This is a genomic window from Desulfobacter curvatus DSM 3379, from assembly GCF_000373985.1.
GTDB classification, from domain to species: Bacteria; Desulfobacterota; Desulfobacteria; order Desulfobacterales; family Desulfobacteraceae; genus Desulfobacter; species Desulfobacter curvatus.
Genome location: NZ_KB893055.1, coordinates 1 through 16843, shown reverse-complemented (window position 1 = coordinate 16843; position 16843 = coordinate 1). Strand labels below are relative to the sequence as shown.

14 protein-coding genes are annotated in these 16843 nt (G+C 47.9%); 3 read left to right on the top strand and 11 right to left on the bottom strand.

Annotated features, from left to right (window positions below):
* Positions 1–2: 2 nt before the first annotated feature.
* The 6 genes from yidC to B147_RS0111825 all read right to left on the bottom strand — a co-directional run bounded on the left by yidC (position 3) and on the right by B147_RS0111825 (position 6789).
* Positions 3–1676, bottom strand: coding sequence for a membrane protein insertase YidC (gene yidC / locus B147_RS0111845; RefSeq protein WP_020587413.1), 1674 nt, complete (start codon positions 1674–1676; stop codon positions 3–5).
* An 87-nt stretch (positions 1677–1763) separates the two neighbouring features.
* Positions 1764–1976, bottom strand: a complete 213-nt coding sequence (gene yidD, locus B147_RS31185; RefSeq protein ID WP_085931435.1) for a membrane protein insertion efficiency factor YidD — start codon at positions 1974–1976, stop codon at positions 1764–1766.
* Positions 1977–2324, bottom strand: coding sequence for a ribonuclease P protein component (gene rnpA, locus B147_RS0111840; RefSeq protein ID WP_020587412.1), 348 nt, complete (start codon positions 2322–2324; stop codon positions 1977–1979). It abuts the gene before it with no gap.
* 16 nt (positions 2325–2340) lie between these two features.
* Complete coding sequence (gene rpmH, locus B147_RS0111835; RefSeq protein WP_004070715.1) at positions 2341–2478, bottom strand: 50S ribosomal protein L34; 138 nt, start codon at positions 2476–2478, stop codon at positions 2341–2343.
* Positions 2479–2656: 178 nt separating this feature from the next.
* Positions 2657–4237, bottom strand: a complete 1581-nt coding sequence (locus tag B147_RS0111830; RefSeq protein ID WP_020587411.1) for an Rne/Rng family ribonuclease — start codon at positions 4235–4237, stop codon at positions 2657–2659.
* Positions 4238–4263: 26 nt separating this feature from the next.
* Positions 4264–6789 carry a TIGR03960 family B12-binding radical SAM protein gene (locus B147_RS0111825; RefSeq protein WP_020587410.1) on the bottom strand — a complete coding sequence of 842 codons (2526 nt, stop codon included), beginning with the start codon at positions 6787–6789 and terminating at the stop codon, positions 4264–4266.
* A gap of 82 nt (positions 6790–6871) precedes the next feature.
* Between B147_RS0111825 and asnS the strand changes: the two genes are divergently transcribed.
* The 3 genes from asnS to B147_RS0111810 all read left to right on the top strand — a co-directional run bounded on the left by asnS (position 6872) and on the right by B147_RS0111810 (position 10957).
* A complete protein-coding gene (gene asnS, locus B147_RS0111820) occupies positions 6872–8251 on the top strand; it encodes an asparagine--tRNA ligase (RefSeq protein ID WP_020587409.1) in 1380 nt (459 codons plus the stop codon).
* 382 nt (positions 8252–8633) lie between these two features.
* Positions 8634–9209 carry a DJ-1/PfpI family protein gene (locus B147_RS0111815; RefSeq protein ID WP_020587408.1) on the top strand — a complete coding sequence of 192 codons (576 nt, stop codon included), beginning with the start codon at positions 8634–8636 and terminating at the stop codon, positions 9207–9209.
* Between the two features lie 155 nt (positions 9210–9364).
* Positions 9365–10957: an imidazole glycerol phosphate synthase HisHF gene (locus tag B147_RS0111810; RefSeq protein WP_020587407.1), complete on the top strand. Its 1593-nt coding sequence runs from the start codon at positions 9365–9367 to the stop codon at positions 10955–10957.
* 78 nt (positions 10958–11035) lie between these two features.
* On the opposite strand, the gene B147_RS0111805 is transcribed toward B147_RS0111810, so the two are convergent.
* From B147_RS0111805 to dnaN, 5 genes are read right to left on the bottom strand one after another with little or no spacing between them, the layout of a single operon-like run.
* A complete protein-coding gene (locus tag B147_RS0111805; protein WP_020587406.1) occupies positions 11036–11884 on the bottom strand; it encodes an HDOD domain-containing protein in 849 nt (282 codons plus the stop codon).
* Positions 11881–12360, bottom strand: coding sequence for a chemotaxis protein CheD (locus tag B147_RS0111800; protein ID WP_020587405.1), 480 nt, complete (start codon positions 12358–12360; stop codon positions 11881–11883). The genes B147_RS0111805 and B147_RS0111800 overlap by 4 nt, the downstream gene beginning before the upstream one ends.
* 59 nt (positions 12361–12419) lie before the next feature.
* Entirely contained in the window at positions 12420–12947 is a 528-nt protein-coding gene (locus B147_RS0111795; RefSeq protein WP_020587404.1) for a single-stranded DNA-binding protein, read from the bottom strand.
* 23 nt (positions 12948–12970) lie between these two features.
* Positions 12971–15385: a DNA topoisomerase (ATP-hydrolyzing) subunit B gene (gene gyrB, locus B147_RS0111790; RefSeq protein WP_020587403.1), complete on the bottom strand. Its 2415-nt coding sequence runs from the start codon at positions 15383–15385 to the stop codon at positions 12971–12973.
* Positions 15382–16503 (bottom strand): DNA polymerase III subunit beta, encoded by a 1122-nt coding sequence (gene dnaN / locus B147_RS0111785; protein ID WP_020587402.1) that lies wholly within the window; start codon positions 16501–16503, stop codon positions 15382–15384. Before dnaN ends, gyrB begins: the two co-directional genes overlap by 4 nt.
* Positions 16504–16843 lie beyond the last annotated feature (340 nt).

The following is a 16843-nucleotide window of genomic DNA, read 5'->3' as shown; positions in this document are numbered from 1 at the left end:
CCTTAGGCTAAAATCTTTTGTGTGTAATACTGCTGGCCCATTGAGATGATGTTGTTGACAAACATGTACAGAACCAGCCCTGCCGGAAAGTTGATAAACAGAACGGTCATGAATATGGGCATAAGCATCATCATTTTTGCCTGCATGGGATCCCCGGCCGTGGGGGTCATTTTTTGCTGGAGCAGGAAGGATGCCCCCATGAGAAGTGTCAGTACGGGGATACCGTAAGGGGCGTCCATAAAGGGGATGGCAAAATTAAAGTGAAACAGGCGGTCCGGACCGGACAGATCCTGAATCCAACCCACAAATGGCGCGTGGCGCAGTTCAATGGCCATATAGAGCATGCGGTACAGGGCAAAGAAAATGGGCATCTGAACCAGCAGCGGCAGGCATCCGGAAGCCGGGTTGACCTTGTAGGTTTTGTACAATCCCATGATCTCCTGATTCATGCGTTGCTTGTCATCTTTGTATTTTTCCCTGATCTCCATCATCAAAGGCTGTACTTTTTTCATCTCATTCATGGACTTGTAGCTTTTGGTGCCCAGGGGCCAGAATATCAGTTTGATGAAGATGGTCAGAAGAATGATGGCTACCCCGTAATTGGGGATGATGTCATGAATAAAGTTCATGGCAATGAGCAACGGCTTGGCGATGATGTCAAAAAAACCGAAATTTACGGATTTTTTCAGCAGATTGTCATATTGGCTTAAGATTTTATGACTTTTGGGGCCCATATACAAAGTAAAGGCCTGCTGATTTTGTTTCTCCGGATCCAGCCGGGCCATCTGGGTAACCAGCCGGTTGGTTACAACGTCATTGGCAAAGGAGAGCTTCACAGTGGCGTCCTCCGGGGTATCCGGCATCACCGCGGTCAGAAAATAACGGCTGGTGTACCCTACCCAGCCCACAATTCCCGAATAGGTATCCTTGTCTTCAATGTCTTTGGGTTTGATGGTGGTAAATTTGTTGTCCAGGTAGGCCACAGGCCCTTCAAACGCGAACCGGGACCGGGACTTGATATCGTCATTGAAGTAACCGGGGACGCAAATGCTGATGCCGTCGTTGACGGGCATGTTGGAGCCGTTTTGAACAATGATGTCACAATGGATAAGGTAGGAGTCCGCCCTGAAGGTTAATATTTTTTTTACGGTAATGCCGTCCGGGTTTGTCCAGGAAAATGTAATGTTTTTTTCCCCCTGGTTCAAGGAAAGATTTGTGCTGTCCGCATCGGATGAGAAAACAGCATCGGCCAGCCCCCTGATACCTCCCTTGGCGGTATCAAGGGCAAAGATACCTCCGGTAAGATCGGCCAATTCCTCAGCCACCAACTGTTTTGCAGGAGCCCCTTTATCATTGGTTTCCCTGTAATCCTTAAGCGTCAGGCTCGTTACCGCCGCTTTGTGCTCACTGACGGCAATGGTGTAGTAGGGGGTGGACAGCGTAATGGTACGAAAGTCCCGTAAATCGGTCTGGGCCACCGGGGTAGGTGTGGGTACTGCCTCTGGGGTAAAGTCCGAAACCTTTGCGGAATCGGATTCAGACGAATTTATCGTCTGTGACGGGGCGTCCTGGTTTTGATTATTAGGCTGGGGTGTGGGTGCGAAGAAGAATTGATAGCCCAAAAGGACTACAATTGACAGCACCACAGCTAATAATAATCGTTTTTGCTCATCCATCTTTTCTCCTAAAAACAAGGGGTTGTTTTAAAAGTGTAAAGAAAGAGGAAGGCAGGTGGCGCTTAACAGATTGTTTTTAAAGCTGGTTTAAGGGACCGGATCATATCCGCCAGGTCGGAACGGGTGGCAGCGCAATACTCTTTTTGTTGCCAAAACGCTGCCTTTTATGCTGCCATATTTTTGAATCGCTTCCAAGGCATAATGCGAACACGTTGGCTCATATCTGCAATGGGCGCCAAGGAGCGGCGATATAAAAATCTGATAAAACCTGATTAATATGGATAACAGCTGTCTGATCATTTATGCCAATGCAATTTTTTCAAAAAGTTTATTAAGCTTTTCATAAATCTCTTTATTGGACAGTGCTGTCAGACCTTTTCTTGCAATTATGCTGATGTCGTTTGTTCCGGATACAAAATTTTTCCTGTGTCTGAAATACTCTCTTACAAGCCTTTTTATTCTGTTGCGCGCGACTGCATTCCCCACTTTTTTAGATACGGTAATTCCAATTCGATTGTTTTTTTCTGTTCCCTTGGAAACAGCAGCTATAAAATAGCTGGTTCGTATCTTTCTACCATGTTGTGAAAGCTTTAAAAATTCGGCCCGTTTCCGGAGCCGTACATCTTTGGGTAAAGAATAGTTACTCAATACGCCCCTGAAAGATTTAAACCGTGGTCAATCTTTTTCTTCCCTTGGCCCGTCTGGCATTAATGATGCGTTTGCCGCCCGGGGTGGACATTCTTTTCAGGAATCCGTGTTTTCTGGTTCTTTTTCGGTTGCTTGGCTGATAAGTGCGTTTCATAGAATTTTGTTCCTTGTCCTGTCTTGTTATTAGTTATCAATACCAATTGCATAAACTACAATAAACATGGAATACTAATCCATATATCCATTAATGTCAATCAAACTGACCCCCAACGTTCATAAAAAATTTACAGAATAGAATGATATGGCTTGGCGCAATCAAATAATCTGTACGATCAATCCTCTTCTTTCGAAGGTTTCGGGGAAAGGGATTCAAATATGTGGTATTCCTCAATATGGTAATGGGGTTCCGGGTAAATGGAAATGGGCTTTGAAAATTTTGATTCCAGGGAAACCCGTAGATGGTTTTCGCTGCCGTGGAAAAGCTGGGCAATTTCCGGATGTACTTTTACCGTAAACCTGTTGCCCATCATATCCTTGGCTTCGGCGGCCAGATCCCTGTAAATTTTGTAGCAGATGGATTTTCCCGACAGCAGGTAGCCATTCCCATTACAATAAAAACAGGGCTCACATAGGGTTCTGGTCAGATTGCGCCGGGTGCGTTTGCGCGTCATCTGAACCAGGCCAAGTTCCGTGAGAGGAAGAATATTGGTCTGGCTTTTATCCTTTTTCATGGCTTCGTGCATCTGGGCCATGACCTTGTCTTTGTGGGCGGTTTTACGCATGTCAATGAAGTCAATAATGATGATACCGCCGATATTGCGCAACCGAACCTGGTAGGCAATCTCTTTGACTGCTTCCAGGTTGGTTTTCAAAATGGTTTCATCAAAGTTTCGTTTGCCGACATACCGTCCGGTATTCACGTCAATGGCCACCAACGCTTCGGTTTGCTCAATGACAATATACCCGCCTGATTTGAGCCAGACTTTTTTTTTCAGTGCCCGGGTGATGTCTCCTTCAATATTGTATGCGTCAAAAATAGACTCTTTTCCCTGGTACAGTTCAACGGAAAGGTTGACGTCCGGCATCAGTTTTTTTAGAAAATTCTGGACGCTTTCATATTCTTGTTTTGAGTCAATGATCAGTTTGTCCGCTTCATTGGCCAGAAGATCCCTGACCGCCCGAAAGGTGGCATTCAGATCTTTGTAAACCAGGGCTGTGGCCGATGTGGTTCGGTCTCTTTCCTGGATATCCTGCCAGGTATTGTTTAAAAATTCGATCTCTTTTGACAAGGTGAGTTCATCAATGTCTTTGGCCTGGGTCCTGAAAATATAGCCGAAATTGTTTTTACGCAGCCCTTTGAGCATGTCCTTCAGCCGGGTCCGTTCGGTTTCGTCCGTGATCCGCTTGGAAATGCCGATGTGATCCACCGTGGGCATCAGCACCATGTACCTGCCGGCCAGGGAAATATGGGTGGTGACCCGTGGGCCCTTGGATCCGATGGATGATTTTGCCACCTGGACCAGAATTTCCTGACCCTCAACAAGCAGTCCCTGGATGGCGCATTCCGGTGCGGGGGCTTTCCATGACTCGGACTCTTCGTCCATTTCATCAACCGCCAGTCCGTCATCATCTCTTTCTTCTGCATCCGCGTCCTGTTCCAGTTGCCTGCACAACTTAAGACTGGCCGAATCCAATACGTCATCCACATAGAGGAAGGCCGCCTGGTCAAATCCGATATCCACGAACGCGGCCTGCATACCCGGCAGCACCCGCTGGACCCTGCCTTTATAGATATTTCCTGAAATACTTGTGTCATCCCTGCGTTCATTAAATACCTCGACTATGGTCCCGTTTTCCAGCAGGGCGACCCGGGTTTCATGGGGAGCACAATTGACAACAAGCTCTTTGAGCATAACAAATCCTTATGGTCTACATTACATTAACTCTTCAATTTTTTTATTTTTGCATCCTTTAACGCTGTATCATCAATACCAAATCCCCCGGCCAGAAGTTCTGCAGGCCTGACGATGCGTGCATTATAGGATGTCAGCGCCATTTCAAGGCAAATAGGGGAAATCAGCCGGACGGATGAAAGCGCTTTTCGTAAATCTGTTTTTCGAATTTTACCCTTTTTGCTGATATCTTCAACCATAAATTCAGGCAGGCCCAGAAACCGGTCCAGTTCGGGCTGGCCGATACAGGGTGCTTCAAATATGATCTGATAGGTGTCCCGGGGTGTCGGGTTTTGCGATGATTTACGGAAAAGCGCGCAGTCTGTAATCGCAATACCCCGGGGCAACTGAGCGTTCAGGGATGACATGATTCTGCCGGGCGTTAATCCTTTTTCAAGATAGATGTAAAGACTTTCTTCTTCACTTTCCATTCCCAGGGGCAGGGCGGTGGCAAAGGACATGCGCATGGACGGGTTAAACCCCTTGGAATATTTTACGGCAAAGCCTGTACGCTTGACCGCCCGCTGGAAAATGGTGGCCATTTCCAGATGACCGAAAAATCTGGCGTCTTCCAGTTTGCAAAATTTCAATTCATATTTGATAAACGCATCGTCCGGTAAGCGCTCCGGCTGCCCTCCTGTTTGTTTATCCAGGGGGGGGTCTAAAAGCGCCTCCTGTCCGGCATTATTTTTTTGAACCACAGGTGCAATGGTTTTAAAGTTGCAAATGCCGCACCCGGTGCAGGCGTTCTCCCGGCAGTCCGGTGTCAGGGCCATCTCTTCGGCTTTTTTAAATTCGCTTTCCAGGAACTCTTTTTTAATGCCGGAATCAATGTGGTCCCAGGGCAGAGGCTCACCAGGTGCTCTTTGGCGGGTGGTATAAAAGGCCGGATCAATGCCTGTGGCCTCAAATGCCTGTTCCCACAGGTTGAAATTGAAGTGGTCACTCCATCCGTCCAGGCGGCATCCCAGTTCAAATGCCTTGACCAGAAGCGCCGACAGGGCCCGGTCTCCCCTGGCCCATACCCCTTCCAAAAGACTCATCTTCGGATCCTGCCATTTGAGCTTTACCTTGGGGTGCCGCAGATTGTCCTTGAGGTATTGCAGTTTTTCAAGGGTCTGGTCCAAGGTCATCTGGGCATGGTTCTGGAACGGAGTGTGGGCTTTGGGAATAAAGCAGGTCACAGATGCATTGATCATCTGCTTTCCCTTGGTATAGGTAGAGGCCAGGCGCCGGGTAAGATTTGCAATACCCTGGATGTCATCCATCTGTTCAAAGGGAAGGCCTGTCATAAAGTACAACTTGATGTTTTTCCAGCCCAGGGCCAGGGCATTCTGAACAGTTTTTTCAATGCTCTCTTCGGAGAGGTTTTTGTTGATGATATCCCGCAGGCGCTGGGTCCCGGCTTCGGGTGCAATGGTAAAGCCGGTTTTACGGACACTTTTAATCAGCTCCATGAGCTGGGGAGTCAGCTTTTCCGCCCGGATGGACGGCAGGCTGATGGCATTGCACTGGCCCTGGCTTAGCATCAAAAGCTCTTCCATGAGTGCCGGCAGTTGCGAATAATCTCCGGTACTCAAAGAGAGAAGGGAGATGTCCGAGTAGCCCGTGGTTGCCAGGGAGGTTTTGGTGATTTTAAGAAGGTCTTCCAGGCTTCGTTCTCGCACGGGCCTGTAAATCATTCCGGCCTGGCAGAACCGGCAGCCCCTGGAACATCCCCGGGCGATTTCCAGGCGCAGGCGGTCATGCACCGGTTTGCCAAAGGGCACGATGGGGGAAATGGGGAAATCGGCAAAGGTCAGTTCAGGCACGATGGCCCGTTTGATGCAGGTGTGGTCCTCATAGAGCGGGGTCAGAATCTGGTGGTCTGCGCCATCCCGGGATACGGTAAAAAAGGACGGCACATACACGCCCTCAATTTGGGAAAGCATCCTGAGCAAGGTTTTTTTGTTTCCGTCGCCCTCTTTTTTAAACGCAATAACGGTATCTGCCACCTGGGTGATCGACTCTTCCCCGTCCCCGATGATAAAGGCATCAAAAAAATCAGCCAGGGGTTCGGGGTTAAAGGCACAGGGGCCGCCGGCAATGATCAAAGGAAAGCTGTCATCCCGCTGGTCCGCATAAAAGGGGATGCCGGACAGGTCAAACAGGGTCAGAATATTGGTGAAATTGAGCTCATACAACAGGCTGACACCAATGATATGAAATTGGTCCAAGGGGATCCGGCTCTCCATGGAGAGGCAGGGCACTTCTTTTTCCCGCATCAAAGCTTCCATATCCGGGGCCGGGGCAAAAAACCTTTCTGCTGCAATGTTTTCCCGGTTGTTCAGGATGGAATAAAGGATTTGAAGCCCAAAGTGGGATGTACCGATTTCATACAAATCCGGAAAGGCCAGGGCAAAGGTCAGGTCAACCTGGGACAGGTCTTTTTTTACGGTGTTGATTTCACTGCCGGAATACCGGGTCGGGGTCTGGACCCGGTTAAGGATGTATTGATAATTTTGCTCGTGCATGATACTGATTTTATTTATATTCTAACCTTTACTTTGTCTAATTTAAAATCAAATATTATATATTTTTAAAACGGAAATTGCAATGAAAAGAACCAAGATAAAGGCTGTGCTGGACATGGCCGCTTCACCCGGTGAGGTCTTTGTGCAGGGATGGGTTCGGACCAAAAGAGACGCAAAGGATTTTAGTTTTATTGAGCTCAATGACGGCTCCTGCCTGGCCAACATCCAGGTGATTGCCGGAAACGGTTTGGCTGAATACGGTCAGGTGGAAAAACTGACCACAGGTTCCGCAGCCGGAGTAACCGGAACACTGGTGGCATCCCCCGGCAAGGGCCAGAAGTGGGAAATCCAGGCCACTGCTGTGGATGTCATCAGCATTGCGCCGGAAAATTATCCGTTGCAGAAAAAGCGGCATACCGACGAGTTTTTACGTAGCATTGCCCACCTGCGGCCCCGGACCAACAAATACGGGGCGGCTTTCAGGATCAGATCCCGAATGGCCCAGGCCATTCATGCCTTTTATCTGGACAAGGGATTTTATTATCTTCACTCTCCATTGATCACAGGCTCTGACTGCGAGGGGGCAGGAGAGATGTTCCGGGTCACTGGCCTGGATCCGGCTGATGTTCAGAAACAAGGGAAAATGGATTTTTCCAGGGACTTTTTCGGCCGGGAAGCCAATCTCACCGTATCCGGCCAACTCTCAGCCGAAATGTTTGCCCTTTCCCTGGGCGATGTCTATACTTTCAGCCCGACCTTCAGGGCGGAAAATTCCAATACCCGGCGCCATGCCGCAGAGTTCTGGATGCTGGAACCGGAAATGGCCTTCTGTGATCTTGACGGGGATATGGACCATGCTGAAGAGTTGGTTAAATACCTGGTCAACCATGCCATGGAATATTGTAAAGAGGATCTGGACCTGTTCATGCGTTTTGTGGACAAAACCCTGGGGCAACGGCTGGAAACCCTGGTCAGCAAACCCTTTGCCCGGCTCTCTTACACCGACGCCGTGAAAGTCTTGAAAAAAAGCGGCAAAACATTCGAATATCCGGTTGAGTACGGCATTGATCTGCAGTCTGAACATGAACGGTTTCTGGCGGAAGAGCATTTTAAGACACCGGTATTTCTTATCAATTATCCAAAAGAGATCAAACCCTTTTACATGCGCATGAACGATGATGGCAAAACCGTGGCCGCCATGGATCTTCTGGTACCGGGCATCGGCGAACTTATCGGAGGCAGCCAGAGGGAGGAGCGCTTAGACCCCCTGGAAGCCCGGATGGATGAGATGGGCCTTGATAAGCAAGCCTACTGGTGGTACCTGGATTCCCGCAGGTTCGGAACAGTGCCCCACGCGGGTTTCGGCATGGGGTTTGAGCGGTTTTTAATGATGATTACCGGAATTTCCAATATCCGGGATGTGATTGCTTTTCCGAGAACCCCTGGCTCCATTGATTTTTAGTCCATGCCTTAATACTATTATTGAAAATAACAATGATCTTCAATAAAGTTTAAAAGTCGGGTTGAGAATGAGAACTTATACAGTGCTAATAAAGGATAGAGTGATTTTATATGGTTTTCGTTTAACAAAGTATTGTAAAATTTTGATCATTTTGTAATAATTTAGACGAGTTTCATTCAGCCTCTTTTTCAAATTTACTAAATGCCGTTCAAAAGATTACAAATTAATTCAGTGAAACGATCATTTAACATTTTTTGGTTGGCTTTTTCATAGGGCTAAGCGTAGCAAGTGATTTTGTATTTGGTTTATACTCATTACTTTCAGCTCCTCTTTGTAAAAAACCACCTTTCAAGCGCATTTACGCGATTGCAGGAGAAATGTTATGAACGTTGGAATATACATATATGACGAGGCGGAAGTCCTGGATTTTTCAGGGCCTTTTGAAGTCTTTACCACCGCATCCAGGGTCTGCCCTGATAATGATCCGTTCAATGTGTTCCTGGTCGGTGAGACCCCAAAAGCCGTTCGGGCCCGGGGCGGATACCAGGTTATCCCTCACTACGGTATTTCCAACCACCCTGTTATTGATCTTTTGATTGTGGCAGGCGGCGTTCCGGATAAGGAGCTTCAAAAGCCCCATGTACTGGAATGGATTAAGAATCAATCTAATCTGGCCCGGTATACAGCGTCTGTCTGCACCGGCGTTTTTCTTTTGGGCGCAGCCGAAGTCGTAACAACCCACAACGTTACCACCCACTGGGAAGATATTCCAGCTTTGCAGCAACGGTTTCCCGAACTTCGGGTTCGCCGGGATGTCCGATGGGTGGAAGACGGCAATATTTTCACCTCTGCAGGCATCTCTGCAGGTATCGATATGAGTTTACATCTGGTCAAAATACTTCATAACAGGACTTTGTCCGAAAAGACCGCCCGGCAGATGGAATATGATCCCGGATAGCGGAAACAAATATTTTTTACATGCGGTTAACCCGGATTTATCCTTAAAATGAACTGGACACCTATGGGGGAATTGGTTATCTTTTCTATTTTGCTGCCTTTGGGCGCAGCATAGATCATAGGTGTTAATGAAAAAAACGCGGCTGGAATAAGATTATGAAGATTACCGTATTAGACTATGGGGCCGGCAATGTCCGAAGCCTGATCAATGCTGTGGAAAAAATGGGCGGCAGCATTAAAATGGTTGAGAAACCTGAAGATATCCTGGCAGCTGAAAGGCTCATTTTTCCCGGTGTGGGAAATTACGGAGCCATGCTCGAAATCCTTCATGAGCGTGGGTTTGTTGAGCCCCTGCGCGAATATCTCAACGCTGACCGGCCGTTCCTGGGTATCTGCGTGGGCATGCAGGCCCTGTTTGAAGGCAGTGAGGAAGAACTGGTCTCCACCAATGAGAGCATCGCGTTTTTCAAAGGCCGGGTGAAACGCTTTAGAACTGAACTGTCCGTGCCCCACATCGGGTGGAACGGCATCCATATCAAACAGGACTCCCCTTTTCTTGACGGGGTGGACCCGGATACAAAATTCTATTTTGTCCACTCATACCATATCGTACCCGAGAATCCCGGTGTTATCCTGGCCACCACAACCTATGATTATCCCTATGCCTCGGCGGTACAGCAGGGCAATGTCATCGGTACCCAGTTCCACCCGGAAAAAAGTGGGGCCGCCGGCATGAAGCTGCTTGATAATTTTATTCATTCCGACAGCCTTAAAGCCCGGGGGCCTGCGGACATACCGGCCAAAGGCCTGTCAAAAAGGGTGATTGCCTGTCTCGATGTCCGGTCTAACGACAATGGAGATCTGGTGGTCACCAAGGGGGATCAATACGATGTCAGAGAAGAAGGCAGTGTTAGAAATCTTGGTAAACCCGTGGCGTTGGCCCGGAAATATTACGAGCAGGGTGCTGACGAGATCACCTTTTTAAATATAACAGGATTCAGGGATTTTCCACTGGAGGATATGCCCATGCTGAAGGTCCTGGAACAAACATCAAAGCAGGTGTTTGTACCCTTGACCATTGGCGGCGGTATCCGGGAATTCACCGATGCCCAGGGCCGGCACTATTCGTCCCTGGATGTTGCGGCCCGGTATTTCAGGGCAGGTGCGGATAAGGTTTCCATTGGATCGGATGCGGTTCATATCGCCATGGCATACCTTGAATCCGGCCAGAAAACAAAGAAATCAGCCATTGAAGAGATATCAAGGGTTTACGGGGCCCAGGCTGTGGTGATATCCGTGGATCCCAAAAGGGCATGGGTTGCATCCCCTGAAGATGCCCCCAAACACCATGTAGTCAAGGTGACCTCCGGTGAGCAAGGTCCCAACGGTGAGGAATATTGCTGGTACCAGTGTACGGTGAGCGGGGGCCGCAAAGCCATGGATCTTGATGCGGTGGCCCTGGCAAAGGCCTGTGAAGAACTGGGCGCCGGTGAAATTCTGCTCAACTGTATAGATAAGGACGGGACAAACTCCGGGTTTGATCTGGACCTGATCAATGCTGTGCGCAGCGATGTCACCATTCCGGTGATTGCCTCGTCCGGTGCCGGGTGTGAAGCTCATTTTGCCGAAGTGTTTAAACGCACGAAGGCTGAAGCGGCATTGGCCGCAGGTATTTTTCATCGGGAAGAAGTGCCCATTCAGTCAGTGAAACAGTATCTTGCCGAACAGGGCATTGAGGTGCGAAAGTAAACGCAGATACAAATTAAGGATATTTCGAACCTTTGTTTTTCTTAAAGGGCCGCATTCCATTAGAAGGCGGCCTTAATTTCAGGCAACCCTCAACAGCGCTTCTACTTCCTCCATCCGGTAGGTGAATTCCGCGATGATTTTCAATGTATCTTTGGCTGAAATGCCAATATGCTCCATGGCCTGCCGGTGGAATCGATAGGCAAGTCCGTCCGCCCCCACCCCCATGCCCATCATCATGCATATGCAATCGGACAGATAGACCACAGCCAGATCATTGTCCCTGACCATGGTCTCACTGGTAAGATGATGATTACGGATGATGCCGACCATTTTAGGGGAGAATTTCCACATTTTGGCAATCATGCCGCCAAGCTCGGCATGGTCCACGCCAATAATTTGTTTTTCTGCCTCCATAAAACTGAAATTTTCATTGATCACCAGATTGTAGATTTTTTCAAAGGCATCCTGGACAAATTTATCCAGAACTGTTTTGCCCATATCCTTGAGAAGCGAGGCGGTGAATATGCTGTTTTTATTGGGCAGATCCAATTGGTTAGCCACCTGTTTTGCAATGAGGGCTGACGATACGGAATATTTCCATAACGCGCCTTCATGCAAATCATAACCTTTCTGGGCGCCTTTGGTGACCTGGGCGCTCACCTTGAGCATTACCAGGTCCACAAGACGGTCAGTGCCGATCATCGTGGCTGCTTCCTGGATGGTCTCAGCCGGATGTTTCAACCCAAAGTATGCTGAATTGGCCGTTCGAAGGACATCTGCGGTAATAGCAGGATCGTACCGGATGATTTTGGTGATCTCTTTCATGGATGCATTGGGGTCATCTACGATTCCCAAAAGGGAGGTGACCACGGCAGGGATGGGTCTTAGATTTTTTATTTCCTTGATCAGTACTTGCAGGCTGGTCATAACCGTACCTCTCCTAATCCGGATGTTTGCAAATAAATATTTCCGGAGGCGATTTCCATTTTTATTGTCCGGTTTGAATATCCCCCCACAGCCTGTTTCCATATGGAAACATCATTTTTGTTTAATATCTGCATCAGTGCCGAATAGTTTTGTCTGCCGAGATTGAAAATGCCTTCCTGCTCCATAATTTCAGCGCCGCCTGCAACAAAAACTCTGATTCTGGATTTTTCGGCGCCTAGGGCATATACTTGTCTGAACAGCTCTGGAATGCCGGTATCAGCGAACATGAACGGATTGCTTTTTGCCTTTTGGGGATCAATGGCGGAGTTCGGCAGCATATAGTGAAGCATCCCCCCTACTTTGGCTTGGGAATCATATATTGCAACCCCGATGCATGAACCAAGCGAGTATGTCACAATGGTATCATCGGTCCGGTTGCTGCGTTTCATATCTGCTACACCTACGATATGTTCCATGTTACCTCTGTTTTTTAAAATAAATGCCGATGAGAGGCCTTTTCAGATGATGATACTGTCTAGAATGGAATATCGTCATCCGGAATGGATTGGTCTGGCCCGTCCGGCATGCCGGGCTGGGACGGTCCCTGGAAATTATCTGAATTGGGTGCCGGACGGTTCGGGGTATATCCACCCCCACCGCCTGAATTCGGCTGGTTCTGATATCCACCTCTCTGGTAATCGGACCCCCCTGGGCCGGACTGACCGCCACCATCCCGGCTACCCAGAAACATGAAGTTTGAAACGACAATTTCCGTGGTGTAATGTGTCTGGCCCTCTTTCTCCCAGGAATTGGTCTGCAGCCGGCCTTCAAGATAAATTTGTCTGCCCTTGGACAGGTATTTTTCGCAGGTTTCAGCCTGTTTGCCAAAGACCTTGATCCTGTGCCATTCGGTTTTATCCTGGCGCTCCCCTGTGTTTTTGTCGGTCCAGGATTCGGTGGTGGCAAGAGGGAAATTTACCACTGCCAATCCCTGCTGGGTATACCTGATTTCAGGGTCTCTTCCCAAATTACCGATAAGCATGACCTTGTTTAAACCTGCCATATTCAACTCTCCTTTTTATCTGATTAGTAATCCAGGGAAGACACTTCCAGTGCATGCTTCTGGATAAAATTGCGCCGGGGCTCTACCTCTTCACCCATGAGCAGGGTAAATATTTCGTCCGCCTTTTCCGCGTCTTCAATATCCACCTTGAGCATAATCCGTTTTTCCGGATTCATGGTTGTTTCCCACAGCTGATCCGCATTCATTTCACCCAGACCTTTGTAGCGCTGTATATTGATCCCCTTTTTGGCTTCGGCCATGAGAAATTCATGAAGGCCGTTTAAATCATCAAGGGTTGTTACGGTTTTTGCATCAGCAGCCTTTGAGGATATGGAAAAGGGTGGCTGGTTTAAGTCTTTTATTTTTTCATAGGCCTGGCGCATTTTCTGGTAGTCGTTGGTGCCAAGGATGTCTCTTCCCACACGCAGCAGCTTTGTCTGCCCCGTGTTGTCCAGGATATCCATTTCATAAATGCTGCGTTCCTCATCAAATTCAATCTCCCGGGGGGTGTAGCCTTTATCTTTAAGCATCCGGGACAACCCTTCCAGGTTTGTTTTTTCTTCCAGGAAACGTTTTGAGCTGACCCCTTCCCTGATCAGAGTGAACAGTAGATCCGTATCATAATCGCGTTTGTGAAGCTGGTCCATGCTGTTGTAGTAGTCTGTCATGTTTTGCAGGAACGCATAGAATTCATCCTCGGTCAGAGGCGTGTCCTGGCCGTTGATCACGATCTGTTTCTGGGATGAAATCCTGCGGATCAGGTAATTGGCGTATTCACTCTCATTCTTCAGGTATACGCCATTTTTCCTTGATCCCACCCTGAAAAGCGGGGGCTGGGCAATATACAGATACCCACTTGATATCAGGTCCGGCATCTGGCGGTAGAAAAAGGTGAGCAGCAGTGTCCGGATGTGGGAGCCGTCCACGTCGGCATCCGTCATGATGACCACTTTATGATAGCGGATTTTTTCTATGTTGTACTCTTCCCTGCCCGCGCCTGTGCCCAACACCGTAATGATATTTTTTATCTCGTCACTTCGAAGAATTTTGTCGAACCGCGCCTTTTCCACATTGAGGATTTTACCTTTTAATGGCAGGATGGCCTGGAATCGGCGATCCCTGCCCTGTTTGGCAGACCCGCCTGCAGAATCGCCCTCCACAAGGAAGAGTTCACGCTCAGCAGGATCGGCAAACTGGCATTCGGCCAGTTTACCCGGCAGTGTGGAGTCAAGCAATGTCCCTTTTTTACGGGCAAGCTCCCTGGCCCGTTTTGCCGCATCCCTGGCCCGTGCCGCATCCACGCCCTTGGCGATGATTTTTTTGGCGACATTGGGATTTTCTTCCAGGAATTGGCCTAATTTTTCATTGAGCAGGGATTCAACAATGCCCTTGACCTCATTGTTGCCTAATTTTGTTTTGGTTTGGCCTTCAAACTGGGGTTCCATAAGCTTGACCGAAATGATGACAGCCAACCCCTCTCGCATGTCATCCCCGCTGATCTTGATGCTCTGCATGTTTTTGGGCAGACTGGTGTTGCCCGAAATATAGGCATTCACCGTACGGGTCAGGGCGCCTTTAAACCCGGATACATGGAATCCGCCTTCAATGGTTCTGATATTGTTGGCAAAAGAGTAAAGTTTCTCCTTAAAGGTATCATTGTACTGGATGGCCACCTCTATTTGGACATCATTTTTATCTCCTTCAATGTGGATGGGATCATGCAACGGCGTGCAGGACCGGTTTAGGTATTCCACAAAGGAGATAATTCCCCCTTCATAATGAAAGTCATCCTTCTGGGCGGACCGTTCGTCCTCAATGATAATTCTGACCCCTTTGTTCAAAAAAGCCAGTTCCCGCATACGCCGGGACAGGGTGTCATAGCTGAACTCATTTTGATTCATAATGGTGAAATCCGGGGAAAAGGTGATCCGGGTTCCCCTTTTTTCCGTATCACCAAGGATTTCGAGTTCAGTGAGTTTGTGCCCTTTGGAATAGGTCTGGTTGTAAATTTTACCGTTTTTGAACACCTCCATGGTCAGATGCTCGGACAGGGCATTGACAACAGAGATACCCACACCATGCAGGCCGCCGGAGACTTTATAGGCGTCTTTATCGAATTTGCCGCCGGCATGCAGTTTGGTCATGACCACCTCGCAAGCCGGTATATGCTCGGTTGCGTGCATTTCAACCGGAATCCCCCGGCCGTTGTCCTCCACACTCACCGACATGTCCTCGTGGATGGTGACAAGAACCGTGTCGCAATATCCTGCCATGGCTTCATCAATGCAATTGTCCACCACCTCATATACCAGGTGGTGCAGACCTTCAAGGTCCACGTTGCCGATGTACATGGACGGTCTTTTCCGGACAGCTTCAAGGCCTTCTAAGACTTTGATGTCGCCTGCGCCGTAATCTTTACTTCCTTGGTTTTTATTCATGATAGATGGATGGCCATTATTACGCAGATAAGGTTATCGTTTTCCATGCTTTTAACGATGCAGGGGCTTTTGCTGTCTTTGATGTTCAATGTCACAATCTCGTCTTCGAACAGATTCAGGGCGTCCATGAAATACCTGGGGTTAAAAGCACTTTTAACCTCTTCGCCTGAGAAACCAACCATAAGCTGTTCTTTTGATTCACCGATTTCAGGGTTGGTGATGGTGACGGTCAAATTGTTTTCCGTGAAGTTGAATATAACGCTTTTGTAATCTTCCGAGGTAAGGATGGATACCCGTTTCATCAGGGTTAGAAACATTGCCCGGTCAACTTCAATGGGGATCATGTCTTCGATATTCATGACAAGCTTGTAGTCCGGATAATCGCCTTCAAGCAGTTTGATCATGATGGATTCATTGGCCCGCTGGAACACGAAATGATTTTTCTTAACCCCCACTTTGATGGTTTCGATATCGGAATCAATGAATTTTCCAAGTTCGGCCAGCCCTTTTTTGGGGATGATGATTCGGGAACTTCCAAAATCAAGATTCCCTTTAAACGGCGCGTCAAAACAGTGAAGTCTTCTTGAATCCGTTGAAACCATCCGCAGCACTTGATTTCCTTCAACCTCAGCCTTTTCAATTAGAGTACCCAGGACATAGGTCCTTTTTTCTTCGTTCTGGTATCCTACCACTGAAGAAACAGCCACCATCTTTTTCAGGTCTTTGGCGGCAACGTCTATGAAGTCGACGTTTTCAATCACAGGGGTTTCAGGGAAGTTCTCATAATCCGAGGAGACAATGTGGTAAACACTATCCCCGGATCCTATTTCAACCCACCGGTTTTCAACCTCGTTGATGCAGATATTCTCATTGGGATATTCTCTGATGATTTCAAAGAATTTCTTTGAGTTGATAGACAGAATGCCCGGGGTGTCAACCTGTGCTTCATAGGTGCCGATGAAAACCGTTTCAAGGTCATTGGCCGTGATGGTTATCTTTGACTCAACTGCCTTGATTAAAATATCGGAGGTGATTTTTAAATTTGTTTTTCTGCCGGTGATACCCTGAATTCTTGCCAGAACTTCCAGGATATCCTTTTTATTGAAGGAAAATTTCATTTAGGGTCCTTTTTCTGTCAACTGTTAAACCAATTAAGTCTATAATAAACTGTCTGATTTATCAAGAGAAATGGCAGAGGCGCAGCGCTGACGCATCAAAATTTATTATCAATGATATCAGGGGGGCGGAGCGACATCTAAAATTATTTTGTCGCAAAATTATAATAGACACTCTGCAGGTCTTTTGATAATGTAACGTGGATGTGTGTGAGTTCACCCACCAATCGAAACGTTACATTTGAGGAGAAAACGCTGTGATAAGCCAGTGTGGTCGGCAGATTAAAAACGCAGAACTTGAACAGATTCGCGAGACGGTAAAGACATTTTCGAATTTAAGTCA